We start from the raw sequence: 17,813 nt of genomic DNA on the forward strand, positions 1-17,813 counted from the left end.
TTGTGGGGCCGGTAGCTCAGATGGGAGAGCGCTGCGTTCGCAATGCAGAGGTCAGGAGTTCGATCCTCCTTCGGTCCACCACCCAAATCAAACCGTCGGCGCCACCCTAGACGATGCTCTGGCTGAAGCACTGCACAGGGCGTCGATAGCGCGTCACCCGCCGGGCCAAGAATTAGGGCACCCGCCATTCCCATGTATTGACGCCAAACACCGCGCGGCGATGGCCGCTGTGACCGAGTTCCAGCCAGTCTATATGCTGAACCTGCGCAGTCAGCACAGCAAGGTGGTGCATGGTCGTTTGCGTGCCGGAATTTCCAACCCCAGCGCTTGAGGCACCCCGTGGGCCCCCAAAGTGGCGAGCACCGGCGTGCGCCATTCGTGGTGCCGGTCGTGCGTGGCGAGTTGCAATTCACGCCAAATCTGGTGGCGCAATTCGGCCTCGGTCTGGAGTGGGGCTTTCATGGCGTGATGCGGCCCAGCACCTTGAGATCACGCCCCCGCAGCGCAATGACAACACCTTCACCGGAGTTCGGCACGACACCGGTCAGGGCCGTGATGTTGGCCTGATGGGTCACAACCACCATCACCCCCGAACCGCGCCATGAGGCCAGCAAGTCCAAGGCTGCACGGGTCTGTGCGGGCTCCCGCTCTGGCCTATTAAAAAATGAGTTGAACAGGGCTTGGTCAGTGCGCTTCGCAGGAAAAGCCAGGTCGGCGGTTTCACGTGTACGGCACCACTGGGAGCTCCAGACGGTTGTGACTTCTATGCCACGGCGTTGAAACGCTTCACCGATGCGCAGTGCCTGGGCCCGCCCATCAACGCTCAGGTTGCGTTGTGTCGCGCAGTCGTTGAGTTGAAAGCCTGCCGGGTCACCACCACCCGGCGCCAGCGCGTGGCGAAACAGCACAACGGCACCGGGGGTGACGCTTGACCACGCGTCCATGGCACTGACTGGCACGGCACCAAACGCGACCACCCATGCCGCAAAAAGACAGCGCACCATGCGGCGCCAAGTGTGTGCGTCAGCCATGGCCTTGGATCTATGCCTTATTTGGGCATGACGACGGTGTCGATGACGTGGATGACACCGTTGTCGGCCACGATGTCAGTTTTCACCACGTTGGCGTTGTTGACCTTGACGCCGTTCATGGTGGTCACTGTCAATTCGGAGCCTTGAACGGTCTTGACGTTGCCAGCCTTGACATCAGCAGCCATGACTTTGCCTGAGACCACGTGGTAGGTCAGTACGGCCGTTAGTTTGGCCTTGTCTTTGAGCAAGGCGTCCAGATCAGCTTTAGGGATTTTGGCAAAGGCCTCGTCCGTGGGCGCAAAAACGGTAAATGGCCCTTTGCCCTTGAGCGTGTCTACCAAGCCCGCAGCCGTCAATGCCGTGGTGAGGGTCTTAAAACTGCCCGCGCTTATGGCGGTGTCAACGATGTCTTTTGCTTGAGCAGAAAGTACAAAGCCAAGAGAAAGCAAAGATGCAATGAGGGTCTTTTTCACAATGTTCTCCAGATGTGGATCAGGTTATCAAACTCCGCCAAAAATGTGGCGCAACCGAACTTTACCGGCAATCGATAACACTTAAAACTTTGTGGTATTAAAAAATACCAATCGGTAAGTTTTTAGCCTCGTATGGCTACCACGGGTGGTCATGGGCACTGTAGCGCGAACTGGCGCAGTTGCTCAGGGGGTGCCTTGGCACGCGTTGCCTGCGTGTGCACAGGCGCTGCAACCCCCGACATGATCGCGTCTGCGTACCGCCCCATGGGCTCAATGGGGAATGATCAATGCGCGGGACGTTCGGGAAATTTGGACAGCCAGTCGCAGGCATCCTCTCGCCATTGCCGCAGCGCGGCAAAGTAGCATTCCCACACTCCGCCATTGCAGCCACGTCCAAAGCCGGCGCAAGGGGCTGTGGGCGCAGGACGCAGCACCGTGTCAAGCGCCACGCCGCGCCTTTGCGCCAACCCCATCAGGTGGGCCACCAGGGCTTGTGCGGTGGGCAGGTCTGCCAGCACCACGTTCAGGATGTCGTGGCGCACAAAACGGGGCTGTGTTTTGCCCTGAAACGCACCAATCTCAGCGAACATGGCCGCTGGGCGCACCCATAGACCAAAGCCGCCGTAAAGCGCACGGTATAGCGTCATGCCAGTCAGGGTTTCGCTGCACCGCACGGTGTCAAGCACCTCGTACCAGCCGCCTTTGTAATGCTGGTAAAGCCCTGGCGGGCTGGCGTTGAGCGGGGGCAGCTCGAGGTCATTGGGTTGGAGCGTGCGCATGGGGTGCAGATTGTCCCCCAAGCTGGCGCGTCGTTTGGGTGTGGTGCTTTTACGGCCGGGGCTGGGTGGCCCGGTGGCGCAGCACCTTGGCATCGCGCAAGGCCGCCTGTTTGCTCACGCGAGAAATATCGGCCGCCGTCAGGGGTGACATGACCGTGCTTGCGTTGCCCATCAAACAAACCTCGTTGATTGACACAGTGAGCCCCTTGAATTGGCGCCTTGCAATGCCTTTATTCAGCTACCAGCGCAGCCGCTCACCGGCGTATGAAAAAAAGCCGCCGGTGTCGACAGGCGTCAACTGCGCCAGTGCGTTGAGCATGTCGCAGGCGGCATCCGGGGCCGCGCGGCCAATCTGCGCACCCTTGAAAGGTTTGGACAGCCCGGTATTCACCGTGCCGGGGTGCAGGCTGACCAGCACCGCCTGCGGGTTGCTGCGCTTGACCTCGATGGCGGCTGTTTTCAGCAGCATGTTCAGCGCCGCTTTAGAAGCCCGGTAGCTGTACCAGCCGCCCAGGCGATTGTCTTCAATGCTGCCCACCTTGGCCGACAGCAACGCCAGTACGCCACGTTCAGCACCAAGCAATGGGGCGAAGTGGCGCAGCACCAGGGCCGGGCCAAAGGTGTTGGTGCGAAAGGTGGCTTCCAGTTGGGCATAACTCAGGTCGCCCAGTTTTTTCTCGGGCATGAAGTTGCCACTGTGCAGCAGGCCAGCCGCATTGATGATGAGGTGAAACTTGCCGCCCGCCTGCACAGCCTCTGCGGCGCTGGCAATGCTGGCCTCGTCGTCAAAATCAATGTGGGGGCTGGAGCGGCGGTGCAGGCCAAGCACTGCCGCGCAGCGCGGCTCGTTGGCCAGGTGCTGCACCATGGCCTGCCCGATGCCGCCACTGGCTCCGATGACCAGGGCGCGAAATCCGCTGGGAAACGAAGACAGGTCCGGGGCTTGGGCGGGTGCTGGGCTTGGGTCCATTGATTTATTAAGTCTCACAAGTCGTTGATTCTTAACCGCTTTCAGGGCAAGCTTGCGTGGACCAGCTCAAGCCCAGCACCACCAGCAGGGTCAATAGCCGCCAGGGCCAGCTTGGCCCGCGGCCTTGCCTGAATAAAAAACCAATCTCAGTTCAGCGCGGCGCGCACGTCGTCCTTGTAGGTGTAGAGCGTGACGCTCGGCGTGGTCAGTTCGCCCTTGGGCGTGAATGCGATGTTGGCGGTGACACCCTTGTAATGGGTCTTGCCGATGAACGGGACATAGGCCTTGGGGTCCACCGAGTTGGCGCGCTTCATGGCGTCCACCAGCACAAAAGTCGCGTCATAGGCATAGGGGCTGTAGATCTGGAACTGGCCCGGAAAGCGCTCGTCGTACTTCTTCTTCCAGGCAAGGCCGCCCTGCATCTTCTGCACCGACGCGCCGCCGGTGGCGCAGGTCACGTTCTTGAGCGTGGCAGCCTTGGCCGACAACTCCGGCAGCTTTTCGGTGCACAGGGCGTCGCCACCGAAATATTTGACGTCGGCCATGCCCAACTGCTCCATCTGGCGCAGCATCGGGCCAGCCTGGGCGTCCAGGCCGCCGTAGAAGATCGCGTTGGGTTTCTTGCTCTTGATGGCGGTGAGAACGGCCATGAAATCGGTCGCCTTGTCGGTGGTGAACTCCTCGGCCACGACGCGCATGCCTTTTTGCTGGGCCGTGGCCTTGAACACGTCGGCCAACCCCTGGCCATAAGCGGTGCGGTCGTCGATGACGGCGACGGTCTTGAGCTTAAGCGCGTCGTGGGCAAAGTACGCCAGCGCCGCGCCCAGCGCGTTGTCGTTGGCGATCAGGCGAAACGTGGTGGGGTAGCCGTGCTTGGTTACGTCCGGGTTGGTGGCCGCGGCCGTGATATGCGGCAGGCCGCACTTGGCGTAAACCGAGGAGGCCGGGATCGTAGTGCCCGACTGCAGGTGGCCGACCACGCCCGCCACCTTGGAGTCGCACAGCTTCTGCGCCACCGTGGTGGCCTGACGCGGGTCGCCGGCGTCGTCCTCGGCGGCCAGTTCAAACTTGATCTTCTTGCCGCCAATCACCAGCGCCTGCGAATTGAGCTCGTCGATGGCGAGGCGAACGCCGTTTTCGGTGTCCTTGCCGATATGGGCAATGCCGCCCGACGTGGGGCCGGCATGGGCGATGCGGACAATCTGGACCTCCTGAGCGAAGGCCCCCGCAGCGGTCAGGCCCAACGCGGCCACAGCCGTCAGGCGAAGTGAAATGGGGCAAAAGGTGGCAAGTTTCATGGTCATTGATCCGGCTTTCAAATAGGAAAAAAGATATCAGGGTTTACCCTGATTGAGTCATGTTACTACCTGCCACTCTGGCGGTGCTGCATCCTCAATCGACGTGCAAGCCAGTGCCGGCCTGTGCGCTCAGGCTTGCCGCAAGCTGAAGCTGTCAAACATGGGCGCTATTCGGGCCAGCAGCTCGGCGCCGGGGTAGCCCAGGGTGGAGGCAGCCGTTAGCCGGGCGTCGCGAGAGCCGGTTGCACGAAAAACCTGGAGCGCATAGTGACGAACGCCCATCGCCTGCAGGCCTTGCGCCAGCGCCAGGATGTCGGCTTCGCTGTGGAGAGCGGGATGCACCGTGGTGCGACATTCGTACGCCACGCCGCTGGCCAGCACCCGCTCTACGCCAGCGCGCACTTGACGCGCACTGTCAGAGATGCCGGTGATGGCGTCATAGCCCTGCCATGAGGCCTTGACGTCCAGGCCAAGCCAATCCACCAGGGGCAACACCTCGGCCAGGCGCCGCGGGTACATGCCGGCGCTGTGTAAGCCAACACCAAATCCGAGCGCACGCACCGCGCGCACGGCATCAAGCAGGGCGGGGTCCATGGTGGGCTCGCCGCCGCTGAAGACCACGGCATCGATCAGCCCGACGCGCCGCTGCAACAAGGCCAGCACGTCGCTCCAGGGAACCGGGCTGCGCGCGGTGCGGGGCTGCAAGTGCGGGTTGTGGCAGTAGCCGCAGCGCCAGGGGCAGCCTTGCACAAACACCACTGCAGTGAACTGGCCGGGGTAGTCGGTGGCACTGAAGGGCGTGACGCCGCCTACTTTGAGGGTGAGGGCTGGCGCGCTGGGCGCCAACCCGCCGACCCCATCAGGCGCCGGGTTGAGTCGGCTGACAGGTGCGCTCGTCAAAGTAGGTACGCTCATGGAACTCGCCCTTCTTGCCGGTGTTGAAGGACGCCATCGGGCGGTGGTAGCCCATGACGCGCGTCCACACCTCGCAGCGTTGGCGTTCGTCGTCGCGCAGAATCACGGTCTTGGGGGCGAGATCTTGTTGTTGGCACAGGTCGGTCATATTGTTTCTCCTATTGTTAATGGATCGCTGTCAAGCGGCCTGCAGTTGCTTGCGTGCAATGAGGTCGGCGTCGCACTTGGGGCAAAAGTCATGGCGCCCGCCAAGGTAGCCGTGTTTCGGGCAGATCGAGAAGGTGGGTGTCACGGTGATGTAGGGCAGCGAGAAACGCGACAGCGCGCGCTTGACCAGCTGGCGGCAGGCCTCGGCACTGGAGAGCGGCTCGGTCATGTACAAGTGCAGCACGGTGCCGCCGGTGTACTTGCGCTGCAGATCGTCCTGCAGTTCCAGCGCTTGAAACGGATCGTCGGTGAAGCCCACCGGCAATTGGCTGGAGTTGGTGTAGTAGGGCATGTCCTTGGTGCCCGCCTGCAAAATGCCGGGAAACTGCTTGGCATCTTCCTTGGCGAAGCGGTAGGTGGTGCCTTCGGCTGGCGTGGCCTCCAGGTTGTACATGTGGCCAGTCTGGTCTTGAAATTCGAGCATACGGGCGCGCACATGGTCGAGCAGGCGCACCGCAAAGGCATGACCCCAGTCGCTGCTGATGTCAAACTGGTCCTGCGTGAAATTGCGGATCATCTCGTTGATGCCGTTGACGCCGAGCGTGGAAAAATGGTTGCGCAGTGTGCCCAGGTAGCGCTTGGTGTATGGGAACAGGCCGTTGTCCATGTGGCGCTGGATCACCTTGCGCTTGATCTCCAGGCTGTCGCGCCCCAGGTCCAGCAGTGTGTCAAGCGCGGCCAACATAGCCGCCTCGTCGCCCTGATGCAAATACCCCAGGCGTGCGCAGTTGATCGTAACCACACCCAGGGAACCCGTTTGCTCGGCCGAACCAAACAGGCCGTTACCGCGCTTGAGCAGCTCGCGCAGGTCGAGCTGCAGGCGGCAGCACATGGAGCGGATCATGTTCGGCTTGAGTTCCGAATTGATGAAGTTCTGGAAGTAAGGCAGGCCGTATTTGGCGGTCATCTCGAACAGCAGTTCGGCGTTCGGGCTGTACCAGTCAAAGTCTTCGGTGATGTTGTAAGTGGGAATCGGGAAGGTGAACACCCGTCCTTTGGCGTCTCCGGCCATCATGATCTCGATATAGGCCCGGTTGATCATGTCCATCTCGGGCTGCAGATCGCCGTAACTGAATGCCATCTCTTTTCCGGCAATCACGGGAACTTGCTCGCGCAGGTCTTCCGGGCAGACCCAGTCAAAGGTCAGGTTGGTAAACGGTGTTTGGGTGCCCCAGCGCGAGGGCACATTCAGGTTGTAGATCAGCTCCTGCAGGCTCTGGCGCACCTCGTCATAACTCAGCTTGTCCTGCCGGATGTAGGGAGCCATGTAAGTGTCAAACGAACTGAAAGCTTGGGCACCGGCCCATTCGTTTTGCAGCGTCCCCAGAAAATTGACAATCTGGCCAACCGCGCTCGACAGGTGTTTCGGTGGCCCGGATTCGACCTTGCCCGGCACGCCGTTGAGCCCTTCATGCAAGAGCGTGCGCAGCGACCAGCCGGCGCAATAACCGGCCAGCATGTCGAGGTCGTGAATGTGCAGGGCGGCACTGCGGTGCGCGGCACCCACTTCGGGCGGGTAGACGTGATTCAACCAGTAATTGGCAATCACCTTGCCTGACACGCTGAGGATTAGGCCGCCGAGCGAGTAGCCCTGGTTGGCATTGGCGTTGACGCGCCAGTCCAGTTGCTGCAGGTACTCGTTCATGCTCGCCTCAACGTCGACCAGGGTCTTGCGATCGCTGCGCAATTTGTGGTGCTGCTCGCGGTAAACGATGTAGGCGCGCAGTGTTTTGGGGTAGCCGGCATCAAACAGGGCGGCTTCCACCGCATCCTGAATTTGCTCAATGTGCGGCATGACATGCCCTTGCACCTTGATCTTCGGGCAAACCAGGTACTGCGTCAGGCGCTGCGCCTCGACGCAATCGAATTCGCCACTGACTTGCGCCGCGCGCTCCAGTGCCTGTGCAATTTTTGTAGCATCAAACGGCTTGATGCCGCCATCGCGCTTGATGATGTGGGTGAAAACTGCTTGTTTTGTTGCGCTCATCTTGTCCCCTCCAAACACTATAGGTAGTGCGGAACAAGATATTAACCACTAACTGTAGTGTTTTTGTGTTTTTGTCCTGGTCACAAATTTCATTATGTCTGCGGTTGATCTACATCAGCAAATGGGCAAACCGCGACCTGGCCGAGGTCGGGGTCAAGGCTGCGCACTGTCGAACACCGCGTGCCACAGTGCCAGCACGGCATCGCGCTCAGCCTGCAATTGCGGCAGTCGAACATGGTAGGGCTCGTCATTCAAGCGGGCGCGGTGCTGCACCTGGCGCAGGGTGCGGTAGGCGCTGGCCGCCGCATGCCCCACCCCGACGGGCAGCAGTCCCATCACCTCTGCGCGTTCCAGCAGGGCGATGTTGCCCAGGTTGGCCAGCAACTCGGGATGCTGCGCTGACTGCGACAGCACCAAATATTGCATGACAAATTCCGCATCAATCATGCCGCCGGGGCTGTACTTGACGTCAAACAGGCCATCCTTGTCAGGGTGGGCGCTGCGCAGCTTCTCGCGCATCGCCTTGATTTCAGCTTTTAAGTCCTCGGCCTGGCGCGGCGCAGCGATCACGGCGGTGCGAATGGCATCAAAGCGCTGGCGCAGCGTGTCGTCACCCAACACAAAGCGGGCGCGCGTCATGGCCTGGTGTTCCCAGGTCCAGGCCGTGTTGCTGCCCCGGCGCTGCTGGTAGTTGGCGTAGGCGTCAAAACTGGTAATCAGCAGGCCAGCGTTGCCGTTGGGGCGCAAGGCGGTGTCAATCTCATACAGGTCGCCCTCGCCGGTCTTGACGGTCAGCCAGTTGATCAGCTTGCGCACCAGGCTGGCATAGACCTCCGGGGCGCGCTCATCATTGTCGTCATAGACGAACACAAGGTCCAGATCGCTGCCATAGCCGAGCTCTTTGCCGCCAAGTTTGCCGTAGGCGATGATGACAAATTGCGGAGTCTCGCGGTGTCTGTTTTTCAGGCGACTCCAGCACCAGCGGGTGGTCACACGCAGCACCGCCTCGGCCAGGGAGCTCAGGTCGTCGGCAACAGCCTCAACCGTCAACTTGCCCTCGACATCGCGTGCCAGGGTCCGAAACACCTCGGCGTGGTGGGCGCGGCGCAGCAGGTTGAGCAGGGTTTCGTCGTCGTCTTCGCCGGTGCCCGCCAGCGCGGCCCGCCGGTGGTCGAGTTCGTGTTCGAAGTCGCTGGCGGAGAAGCGCTCGTCCAAAAAGTCGGCACTGGCCAACTCATCAATCACGCCAGGGTGCAGCAGCAGATAGCGCGCCGGCCAACGCGCCGCGTCCAGCAGTCGCAGCAAGCGCTCGTGCACATTGGGGCGCTCCAGCAACAGGGCCAGATAGCTTTCGCGCCGCAAGAGCGGCTCCATCCAGTCCACCAGACGCACGGCCGCGGCCTCGGTGGCCCGGCCCTCGCGTACCCACTGCGCGGTGCGCAAAATCAGCCGCAGAAGCCGCGTGCGCGATTCTTCTTTCAAAGCGAGCACCCTGGGGTGCTCGCGCCAGTTGGCCACCCGCTGGCGAAACTCTTCAGGCAGTTGCGCCAGCACATCGTCAAAGCCCGGCGCGACGCTCGGCTTGTGGCTATTGCCCCCGTTGCCGCCATTGCAGCCCTTGCATTCCTGCTGCGCGCCACCGCCGAGCAGCTTGTCAAATTCTTCAGCGACCACCTCGCGGTGGGCATCGAGCTGATGCAGAAGCTGGCATGCGGTGTCAAAGCCCATGGTGCTGGCGATCCAGGCCAGATCCTGGTCCTGCGTGGGCAGCACATGGGTTTGCTGATCGTCCAGGTACTGAATCCGGTGCTCAACCTGGCGCAAAAAAACATAGGCATCGGCCAGCGCCTGTGCCGTCTTTGGCGGCATCAGGCCGGCTTTGACCAGCCGCGGCAGTGCACTCAGGGTCGCCCGCGTTCGCAGTTCGGGGAATTGCCCGGCACGCACCACCTGCAGCAGTTGCACGGTGAACTCGATTTCGCGGATGCCGCCGCGTGACAGCTTGACATCATTGGCGCGCTCCGGGTGTCCGGCACTGCGTTTGCTGGCATGCTCGCGAATCTGCCGGTGCAGCACGCGCAACGCATCAAACACGTTGTAGTCCAGATAGCGCCTGAATACGAACGGCATCACCACGCTGCGCAAGGCCAGGGTCGAGCCATCATCCACACAAGCCGCTGGGGCCACCACGCGACTCTTGAGCCAGGCAAAGCGTTCCCACTCGCGACCTTGCACATGCAGGTATTGCTCCAGTGCGTCCAGCGACACGGCAGGCGGGCCGGAGTTGCCGTTGGGACGCAGCGCCAGATCGACCCGGAACACAAAGCCATGTTCAGTGGTGTCGCCCACCAGGCTGTAGATGGCACGCACCGCCTTGGCAAAATACTCCTGGTTGGAAATGCGGCCACGCCCTTGGGCGTCCCCAGCCGTTTCACCATCTTCGTCGTAGACGTAGATCAGATCGATATCGCTCGACACGTTGAGCTCACGCGCACCGAGCTTGCCCATGCCGACAATCCAGAGTTGCGCGCGCCCACCCGCTGCGTTGGTGGGCGCACCGTGGGTCTGGTCGAGCGCCAGTTCAACCTCGGCACAGGCGGTGTTCAGCGCAAACTCGGCCAGGTCGGTCATGGCCTGCGTCACCTGCTGCAAAGGCGCTTGCTGGTCGCAATCCAGGCACAGCAGCCTCTCCAGCACCAATTGGCGTGTGGTGCGCAAGGCGCTGGCGCTGTCCATCCCCAGCGCGCGCAAGGCGTCACAGGCCTGCGCCATCGACGCCGGACTGGGCAAACCAGGGGGCAATAAATGCAGCTGACTCTCAAAGCGGCGTCGCACACGCTGACCAAAACGCGAGTGCCCTGATAAAGCGGGGCCGGTCATAATTCCTGTCATATTTACAAGCTCACAATGATTGACTTGACGCCCGCCCCATCCTCACTGCTGAAAACCTGGTCCACCGTGGCCCGCTGGTCGTTGGGTGTGGTGTTGGCTGCGTGGTTTGTTTTTGGGCTGGCCTGGGGGGCGTTGCATTGGCTGATTGTGCCGCGAATCGGCGAATTTCGCCCGCAGCTGGAAGCCTACGTCGCGCAGGCACTGGGGGTGCCGGTGCGCATTGGCGCCATTGCAGCCACATCGAGCGGCATGATGCCGTCCTTCGAACTGACCGATGTCGAGTTGTTTGACGCGCAAGGCCGCAGGGCCTTGCGGCTACCGCGCGTGCTGGCTGCCCTGTCGCCGCGCTCGGTCTGGCGGCTGGGCTTTGAGCAGCTTTATGTCGAGCGTCCGGAGCTCAGCATCCGGCGTGCGCCGGATGGAAAAATTACCGTCGCCGGACTCGATTTTTCCAAAACCGGCGACACCGGCAGCAGCGCGACCGACTGGTTTTTTTCGCAACTCGAGTTTGTCATTCGCGACGGCAGCCTCCTGTGGACCGACGAATTGCGCGCTGCCCCGACCTTGACGCTGCAGCAGGTAGACCTGGTGGTGCGCAATGCGGGCCGCCACCACGACCTTCGGTTCGATGCCACGCCTCCCGAACTGTGGGGTGAGCGATTCAGTGTGCGGGGCCTGATGACGCAGCCCTTGTTATCACGCCACAGGGGCCATTGGCGGGACTGGCAAGGCCAGCTCTACGCCGCCTTCGCGCGGGTCGACCTGTCGGAGCTGCGGCGCTACGCCGATGTCGGCGTCGATCTGCGCCAGGGCAGGGGCGCACTGCGCGCCTGGGTCGATGTCAGCCGAGGCGAGGTGACAGGCGGCACCGCCGACGTGGCCTTGTCGGAGGTGAACGTCACCCTGGGCGCGCAATTGCAGGCGCTGGAACTGCTGTCAGTCAGCGGGCGCCTGGGTGGGCGCTTGCCGGCCAACGGTTTTCAGTTTTCCACCCAGGCACTGGCATTTGACACCCGTGACGGCTTGCGCTGGCCGGGTGGCAATCTCTCAGTTGATTACACCGCTGCCCAAGGCCAGACGGCCGCGCACGGCGAACTCAAGGCGGACAAGCTGGACCTGCAGGCCCTGTCGCAAATTGCCGACCGCTTGCCAATTGACCCAGTGACGCGCGCAGCGCTGCTGGCCTATGCCCCCAAGGGGCTGGTGGAACGACTCCAGGCCAGTTGGCAGGGGCCAATGGGCGACTTCAGCCAGTATGCGGTGAAGGGCCTGGTCAATCAGCTGGAACTGGCAGCGAACGCCCGCAAAATCGCGCCCACCCAAGAAGTGCCCGCGACGGACTCAGCGGGCGTGCGCGGTGCCCGCATTGATTTTGACTTCAACCAATCCGCTGGCAAGGCCAGCATCAGCCTGCGCAACGGCGCCTTGCTGTTGCCCGGCATATTTGATGAGGCGCTGATACCAGTTACGCAGTTGTCCACTGACGCCAGGTGGCAGATCAAGGGTGAGCATATTGCCGTGCAACTGCCCAACCTCAAGTTCAGCAATGCCGACGCCGAAGGCGAGGCGCAAGTCAAATGGGAAACCAGCGATCCGGCCCATTCCAGCGGCCGCGCCCGGTTTCCAGGCGTGATCGATCTGCAGGCCACCCTGAGTCGCGCCGATGGCACGCGCGTGCACCGCTATTTGCCCAGCCTGATTGGACAGCCGGTACGCGACTATGTGCGTGAGGCGGTGACAGCCGGGACGGCCAGCGGCGTCAAGGCCACGGTCCGGGGAGATCTGAACAACATGCCCTTTCGCGACCCAAAGGAGGGGGAGTTCCGGATTTCAGCCGATGTACAAAATGCCACCCTGGTCTACGTGCCGCGCAGCATCCAGGACCCGCAAGCCCTGCCTTGGCCACCTTTGACGCAACTTAGTGGCGAGTTGGTGTTTGACCGGGCGCAACTGCAGGTCAGGGGGGCACAGGCGCGGATGGGTGCGGCGTCTAGCCTGCAGGCCACCAAGGTCGAAGCCCTGATCGCCGATTTGAACGCCGCCACGGTGACGGTGACAGCCGATCTTCAGGGCGCGTTGGCCGAGGGACTGGGTATTGTCAAGGGCTCCCCCTTGGGGTCAATGATCGGCAACGCACTGGACCGGGCCGTGGCGAGCGGCAGTGCCGATTACAGGTTGAAGCTGACGCTGCCCATCGCAGCCTTGGAGAAATCAACGGTCCTGGGCAGCGTCACGCTGCGCAATAACGACCTTCAGATCACACCGGATACGCCCAAATTGGCCCGGGCCAGGGGTGTCGTCAATTTCTCTGACAGTGGGTTTTCGATTGTGGGCGGCCAGGCGCGGCTCCTGGGCGGCGAGGCGCGGCTGGAGGGGGGCTCGATGCCAGTAGCGGGCGCCAATGCCAACCGCACTGCGGCCCCCGTGGTGATACGCGCCAGCGGCACCGTGTCAGCGGAAGGTTTGCGCCAGGCCCAAGAGCTCGGCTTTGCGGCGCGCCTGGCACAACATGCCAGTGGCAGCACGGCTTACAGCGCGGTGCTGGGCTTTCGCGGCGGCGCACCTGAGCTCACGGTCAACAGCAATTTGCAGGGGCTGAGCCTGACTCTTCCCCCTCCCCTGAACAAGAGTGCGGACGCGCTGCTGCCGTTTCGCCTGGAGACGATGCTGATGGGGGACCCTTTGCTGCCGGCCCCGGTCGCGTCACCGCCCTTGCGCGACCAGTTGACCGTGAGCCTGGGGCGGCTGGCCTCGATCAGCTATGTCCGCGATCTCTCAGGGCCGGAACCACGCGTGACGCGCGGCAGCCTGGGGGTTGGCTTGACGCCGCAAGAGTCAGTCCCTATGCCCGATGAAGGGGTGGTGGCTAACATCAATCTGAGCACCGTGAATCTTGACGCCTGGGGCCGTGTACTTGAACAAGCTGCGGGCAGCTCGCTGGCCGACGCGGCGCTGGCCACCGCAACTCGGCAACCAACGGCCGGGGCAGCGAGCGCGACCTTGAGCTACCTGCCCACCCGCATGGCTGTGCGGGCACAGGCCTTGACTTTTGGCGGGCGCACGCTGCACAACGTCGTGGTCGGCGGCTCGCGCGAGGGCTTGCTGTGGCGGGCCAATCTGGATGCCACTGAACTCAACGGCTACGTGGAATACCGCCAACCCTCGGGCTCCGGGGAGGGTCGCCTGTATGGGCGGCTGGCCCGGTTGACCATTGCACCCAGCACCGCCAGTGACGTGGAAGCGCTGCTCGAAGAGCAACCCGCCAGCATTCCGGCGCTTGATATCGTGGTGGAGGATTTTGAGTTGCGCGGCAAACGGCTCGGGCGCGTCGAGGTGGAGGCGGTCAACCAAGCTGCCGTTGCGGCGACGCCAAAGGGTCTGGCCCGCGAGTGGCGACTCAACAAATTCAACATCACGACCCCAGAGGCGGTGCTCACCGGCACAGGCAACTGGGCCGCGTTGTCCCCGCCGGGCCTGAACGCGCGCCGTCGCACGGTGATGAATTTCAAGCTGGTCATTGCCGACGGCGGCGACCTGTTGACGCGTTTTGGCATGCCGGGCGTGGTCCGAAGAGGGCGCGGCCAGATGGAAGGGCAAGTGGCCTGGATGGGCTCGCCGATCAGCCTTGACTACCCGTCCATGACGGGCGCGTTCACTGTCAACATGGCGTCGGGCCAGTTCTTGAAGGCCGACCCGGGCATGGCCAAGCTGCTGGGCGTCCTGAGTCTGCAAGCTTTGCCGCGGCGCTTGACGCTTGATTTCAGGGACGTCTTCAGTGAAGGCTTCTCGTTTGACTTTGTGCGCGGTGATGTCGCCATTGAACAGGGCATTGCCAGAACCAACAATTTGCAGATGAAGGGGGTGAATGCAGCGGTCCTGATGGAGGGGCAGGCCGACATTGCCAAGGAAACTCAGGATCTCAAAGTGGTCGTGGTGCCGGAGCTGAACGCCGGCACGGCGTCGCTGATTGCCTCCGTCATCAACCCGGCAGTCGGCGTTGGCACCTTTTTGGCCCAGCTGTTTTTGCGCAAGCCGCTGACCGAAGCCGCGACCCAGGAGTTTCACATTGACGGCAGCTGGGCCGACCCCCGGATCACCCGCGTGCAACGCAAGACCGGGAGCACGAATGACCCGCCGCGCTGACGATCATGGATTGATGCGGCCGGCCATGACCGGCTGCAATCAGGATTTATCAGCCGCGGATGGTGCCGGCGGCACAGCGTCATCGGGCTCAATGGCCGCAGCAGGCAATTCCCCCCGGCGACGCCCGGAAAACATGGTCCACCAGACAATCAGCACCAGCACCAGCAGAGCACCCAGCGCTTCAAGCAAGAGCAAACTCATGAATCGACTCCGACGTAACGTTTTATATGCCTCGATTGTAGGGATGCTGGTCGCGTGCAGCAGTGCGCCGATGCTGCCTCAGCAGGCCGCCCCGGCCACTGAATGGGACGCGCCGACCAGCAGCACGCGGCCCGATGACGAGGGGCCCTTGCCCGGGACCATCACCCGCGCCAAAAGCCGCTGGACGGCCGTGACTTGGGCAGAGTTGCCGGGATTCGAGAATGATCCCTTGTTTGAGGCCTGGAACGCCTGGATCAAGAGCTGCGAGCGCCCTGGCCCGGTGTTTGCGCCCTTGTGCGGCGAGGTGCGGCGCTTGAGCATAGGCGACGAGACGCAACGCCGGGCCTGGCTGCGGGAGCGCCTGCAACCGTACCGGGTCGACACGCTGACGGGTGACACCGAGGGCTTGCTGACGGCCTATTTCGAGCCGGTGCTGGACGCCGCGCGCAGCGCCAGTGCCGAGTTCAGCGTTCCGCTGTACCAGCCGCCCCTGGGCCTGGCGCAAAACCTGCCCTGGTACACGCGCCAGCAGATTGACAGCTCGGCGCAGGTGCAAGCGACCTTGAAAGGCCGGGAGATCGTGTTTCTGGCCGACCCCATCGATGCCCTGGTGCTGCAAATTCAGGGTTCCGGGCGGGTGCGCGTCAATCAGCCCGACGGCAGCCAAACACTGGTGCGGCTGGCGTACGCGGGCTCCAATGGTCAACCGTATAAAAGCGTGGGCCGCTGGCTGCTCGATCAGGGCGAGGTCCGCGATGCCTCGTGGCCCGCCATCAAGGCCTGGCTGGCGCAAAACCCGGGTCGCGTGAATGAATTGCTGTGGAGCAACCCGCGCACCGTGTTTTTCCGCGAAGAGGCGATGTCGGCGCTCGATGCGGCCTGGGGCCCCAAGGGCGCCCAGGGCGTGCCGCTGACGCCTGGGCGCTCAATTGCGGTCGACCCGGGCAGCATTCCGTATGGCACGCCGGTGTGGCTGGCCTCGCGTGGCGCCAATCTCAGCCTGCAAAAGCTGGTGCTGGCGCAAGACACCGGCAGTGCCATCGTCGGCGGCGTCCGGGCCGACTACTTTGTCGGCTGGGGCAACGACGCTGCCGAACTGGCCGGTCGCCTCAAACAGCCCTTGCGCCTGTGGGTGCTGTGGCCCAAATAAGCCGCCCGCAAGTTACCATGCGTGCCAGCGATCTCTTTTGCGCCCATACCCCCCCAACGAATGAATTTATGAACAAAGCAATGCGCGATATTGACGAGCGAACCAACCTGACCGGCAACAGCATGTTTGAGTTGCTCTTGTTTCGCTTGGGCCGCGCCCCAGGATCGGAGCGACGCGAGTTGTTTGGCATCAACGTGTTCAAGGTGCGTGAGATCATGGTGATGCCCGAGGTCACCGTCATGGTCAATGCACCGCCTTCGGTCATGGGGGTGGCCAATATTCGGGGGCAAATGATTCCCGTCATCAACCTGTCGGCCGTGGCCGGCTGCAATCCGACCCAGGGATTGGGCATTTTGCTGGTCACGGAATTTGCCCGGACCACCCAGGCCTTTGCGGTGGAAGAAGTCAATGAGATTGTGCGACTCGAATGGAAGCATGTGCTGTCGGCCGAGGGCAACGGCGGGGGGCTGGTCACCAGCATCGCCCGGCTCGACGGTCACGCCGAGAACACCCGATTGGCGCAGGTGCTCGATGTGGAACAGATCCTGCGCGACGTGTTCCCGCCTCCGCCTGCGACCCAGAACAATGACGCCATGCAGCCCAAATTGCAGCTACCGCCCGGCACGGTCATCTTGGCCGCCGATGACTCAGCGGTCGCCCGGATGATGATTGAGCAGGGACTCAAAGCCATGGGCGCGCCCTACATCATGGCCAAGACCGGCCAGGAAGCGTGGGACCGGCTACAGGCCCTGTCGGTGCAAGCTGTGGCTGAGGGCAAGACCGTCCAGGACAAAGTGGCGCTGGTCCTGACCGACCTGGAGATGCCCGAGATGGACGGCTTCACGCTCACGCGCAACATCAAGCAAGACAGTCGTTTCAAGTCGATCCCCGTCGTGATTCACTCGTCGCTGACCGGCAGCACCAATGAAGGGCATGTCAGGAGCGTGGGCGCCGACGCTTACGTGGCCAAGTTTGTCGCCGAAGAGCTGGCCGCCACCATTCACCAGGTGCTGACGCACCAGTGACGCGTTGACGGCCCACGCCGTGTGTCATCCGGGTGCGCGCTTGGCCCGGTTGGCCAGGGTCTGTGCCAGGCGCGCCTTGGCTTCGGGGTAAACCAGGGATTCTTCCAGGGCGATATGGTCCTGGCATAAGGTCAGGAACACCTCGACGCCGTGCACAAAGTCGGCGGTGTCGAACCAGTTATTGCCCAGCGTAATGGCGCGCAACTGCGGCCCCAGCTCAATCCAGTTTTCTTCGATCCAGCCATGATCCTGTTGCAGGGCTTGCACAGCCGCCACCAATTCGGTGCTGCCGCTCGCCAACAGGTCTGGAAACACGTTTTTTTCTTCCTCGGCATGGTGCTGGCGCGCGGTGCTGGAGAAAAAGGCTTCGATGGCCCCGGCCTGGCGTTGGGCCTTGGCGTCCACGCCGGAGGTTTCCATCTGACGCGCCAAGGCCGCCAACTCAGCCAAATGCATCTGCATTTGCTGGTGACACGCATCCAGCGCAACAAAGCTGAAGGGTTCGGGGAAGGCGCTCATGGTTCACATCCTGGTTGGTCAGTTGGGGGCAAAACTTGTGGCTGCGTCACTGCGGGCGAGCCCGCAAGAGGTTTGGCTGGCGCTGATTATCAACACGGCCCTGATCCATGGTTTGCGCCACGTCAAGTGCTTGCCCGATTGGCAAACCACTGAATGCCCGCCACTGGCTGGCTGGCGTTTCAAGGGCACAATCACCCGATAGAAACCGAGCATCGCTCCAACC

At 62.5% G+C, this 17,813-nt stretch carries 13 protein-coding genes, 1 tRNA gene and 2 pseudogenes; 4 read left to right on the forward strand and 12 right to left on the reverse strand.

Annotation, left to right across the window (positions count from 1 at the left end; all coding sequences use genetic code 11):
* Window positions 1–5: 5 nt before the first annotated feature.
* Window positions 6–81, forward strand: a tRNA-Ala gene (locus GZ093_RS04235).
* Between the two features lie 189 nt (window positions 82–270).
* On the opposite strand, the gene GZ093_RS04240 is transcribed toward GZ093_RS04235, so the two are convergent.
* From GZ093_RS04240 to glnE, 10 genes and pseudogenes are all read right to left on the reverse strand, one after another.
* Window positions 271–462, reverse strand: coding sequence for a hypothetical protein (locus tag GZ093_RS04240; RefSeq protein ID WP_296482553.1), 192 nt, complete (start codon window positions 460–462; stop codon window positions 271–273).
* The gene (locus tag GZ093_RS04245; RefSeq protein ID WP_296482556.1) at window positions 459–1,031 is read right to left on the reverse strand and encodes a histidine phosphatase family protein; all 573 of its coding nucleotides are present in this window, start codon (window positions 1,029–1,031) and stop codon (window positions 459–461) included. Before GZ093_RS04245 ends, GZ093_RS04240 begins: the two co-directional genes overlap by 4 nt.
* Window positions 1,032–1,048: 17 nt before the next feature.
* Window positions 1,049–1,504 carry a fasciclin domain-containing protein gene (locus tag GZ093_RS04250; RefSeq protein WP_296482559.1) on the reverse strand — a complete coding sequence of 152 codons (456 nt, stop codon included), beginning with the start codon at window positions 1,502–1,504 and terminating at the stop codon, window positions 1,049–1,051.
* A gap of 536 nt (window positions 1,505–2,040) precedes the next feature.
* Window positions 2,041–2,283, reverse strand: a pseudogene (locus tag GZ093_RS04255) (DUF1653 domain-containing protein); the annotation flags it as partial.
* A 49-nt stretch (window positions 2,284–2,332) separates the two neighbouring features.
* Entirely contained in the window at window positions 2,333–2,455 is a 123-nt protein-coding gene (locus GZ093_RS04260; protein WP_296482561.1) for a hypothetical protein, read from the reverse strand.
* Between the two features lie 66 nt (window positions 2,456–2,521).
* Window positions 2,522–3,253 (reverse strand): SDR family NAD(P)-dependent oxidoreductase, encoded by a 732-nt coding sequence (locus tag GZ093_RS04265; RefSeq protein ID WP_296482563.1) that lies wholly within the window; start codon window positions 3,251–3,253, stop codon window positions 2,522–2,524.
* Between the two features lie 146 nt (window positions 3,254–3,399).
* Window positions 3,400–4,551, reverse strand: coding sequence for a branched-chain amino acid ABC transporter substrate-binding protein (locus tag GZ093_RS04270; protein WP_296482565.1), 1,152 nt, complete (start codon window positions 4,549–4,551; stop codon window positions 3,400–3,402).
* Window positions 4,552–4,680: 129 nt separating this feature from the next.
* Window positions 4,681–5,466, reverse strand: coding sequence for an anaerobic ribonucleoside-triphosphate reductase activating protein (locus GZ093_RS04275; protein WP_296482567.1), 786 nt, complete (start codon window positions 5,464–5,466; stop codon window positions 4,681–4,683).
* Window positions 5,411–7,660: pseudogene (locus GZ093_RS04280) on the reverse strand (ribonucleoside triphosphate reductase). The gene GZ093_RS04275 and the pseudogene GZ093_RS04280 overlap by 56 nt, the downstream one beginning before the upstream one ends.
* A gap of 153 nt (window positions 7,661–7,813) precedes the next feature.
* Window positions 7,814–10,552: a bifunctional [glutamate--ammonia ligase]-adenylyl-L-tyrosine phosphorylase/[glutamate--ammonia-ligase] adenylyltransferase gene (glnE, locus tag GZ093_RS04285; RefSeq protein WP_296482569.1), complete on the reverse strand. Its 2,739-nt coding sequence runs from the start codon at window positions 10,550–10,552 to the stop codon at window positions 7,814–7,816.
* A gap of 15 nt (window positions 10,553–10,567) precedes the next feature.
* On the opposite strand from glnE, the gene GZ093_RS04290 reads away from it, so the two are divergent.
* Window positions 10,568–14,695, forward strand: a complete 4,128-nt coding sequence (locus tag GZ093_RS04290) for a YhdP family protein (RefSeq protein WP_296482571.1) — start codon at window positions 10,568–10,570, stop codon at window positions 14,693–14,695.
* Window positions 14,696–14,734: 39 nt separating this feature from the next.
* On the opposite strand, the gene GZ093_RS04295 is transcribed toward GZ093_RS04290, so the two are convergent.
* On the reverse strand, window positions 14,735–14,896 hold the full coding sequence (locus GZ093_RS04295) for a hypothetical protein (RefSeq protein ID WP_296482574.1): 162 nt from the start codon (window positions 14,894–14,896) through the stop codon (window positions 14,735–14,737).
* Here GZ093_RS04295 and GZ093_RS04300 point away from each other — a divergent pair.
* Window positions 14,829–16,046 (forward strand): MltA domain-containing protein, encoded by a 1,218-nt coding sequence (locus tag GZ093_RS04300; protein ID WP_296482575.1) that lies wholly within the window; start codon window positions 14,829–14,831, stop codon window positions 16,044–16,046. The genes GZ093_RS04295 and GZ093_RS04300 overlap by 68 nt on opposite strands.
* Window positions 16,047–16,114: 68 nt before the next feature.
* Window positions 16,115–17,071, forward strand: a complete 957-nt coding sequence (locus GZ093_RS04305; protein ID WP_296482578.1) for a chemotaxis protein — start codon at window positions 16,115–16,117, stop codon at window positions 17,069–17,071.
* A gap of 24 nt (window positions 17,072–17,095) precedes the next feature.
* Here GZ093_RS04305 and GZ093_RS04310 read toward each other — a convergent pair whose 3' ends face one another.
* On the reverse strand, window positions 17,096–17,590 hold the full coding sequence (locus GZ093_RS04310) for a hemerythrin domain-containing protein (protein ID WP_296482579.1): 495 nt from the start codon (window positions 17,588–17,590) through the stop codon (window positions 17,096–17,098).
* Between the last annotated feature and the right edge of the window lie 223 nt (window positions 17,591–17,813).

Origin of the sequence: Rhodoferax sp. (assembly GCF_010365055.1) — a bacterium.
Lineage (GTDB): Bacteria > Pseudomonadota > Gammaproteobacteria > Burkholderiales > Burkholderiaceae_C > Rhodoferax.

Excerpts from the sequence above, each read along its gene's own strand:
- GZ093_RS04260 (WP_296482561.1), bottom strand. The coding sequence starts at position 2,455 with ATGGGCAACGCAAGCACGGTCATGTCACCCCTGACGGCGGCCGATATT.
- GZ093_RS04300 (WP_296482575.1), top strand. The coding sequence starts at position 14,829 with ATGGTCCACCAGACAATCAGCACCAGCACCAGCAGAGCACCCAGCGCT.
- GZ093_RS04245 (WP_296482556.1), bottom strand. The coding sequence starts at position 1,031 with ATGGCTGACGCACACACTTGGCGCCGCATGGTGCGCTGTCTTTTTGCG.
- GZ093_RS04265 (WP_296482563.1), bottom strand. The coding sequence starts at position 3,253 with ATGGACCCAAGCCCAGCACCCGCCCAAGCCCCGGACCTGTCTTCGTTT.
- GZ093_RS04310 (WP_296482579.1), bottom strand. The coding sequence starts at position 17,590 with ATGAGCGCCTTCCCCGAACCCTTCAGCTTTGTTGCGCTGGATGCGTGT.
- GZ093_RS04270 (WP_296482565.1), bottom strand. The coding sequence starts at position 4,551 with ATGAAACTTGCCACCTTTTGCCCCATTTCACTTCGCCTGACGGCTGTG.
- GZ093_RS04295 (WP_296482574.1), bottom strand. The coding sequence starts at position 14,896 with ATGAGTTTGCTCTTGCTTGAAGCGCTGGGTGCTCTGCTGGTGCTGGTG.
- GZ093_RS04240 (WP_296482553.1), bottom strand. The coding sequence starts at position 462 with ATGAAAGCCCCACTCCAGACCGAGGCCGAATTGCGCCACCAGATTTGG.
- GZ093_RS04290 (WP_296482571.1), top strand. The coding sequence starts at position 10,568 with ATGATTGACTTGACGCCCGCCCCATCCTCACTGCTGAAAACCTGGTCC.
- GZ093_RS04275 (WP_296482567.1), bottom strand. The coding sequence starts at position 5,466 with ATGAGCGTACCTACTTTGACGAGCGCACCTGTCAGCCGACTCAACCCG.
- GZ093_RS04305 (WP_296482578.1), top strand. The coding sequence starts at position 16,115 with ATGAACAAAGCAATGCGCGATATTGACGAGCGAACCAACCTGACCGGC.
- glnE (WP_296482569.1), bottom strand. The coding sequence starts at position 10,552 with ATGACAGGAATTATGACCGGCCCCGCTTTATCAGGGCACTCGCGTTTT.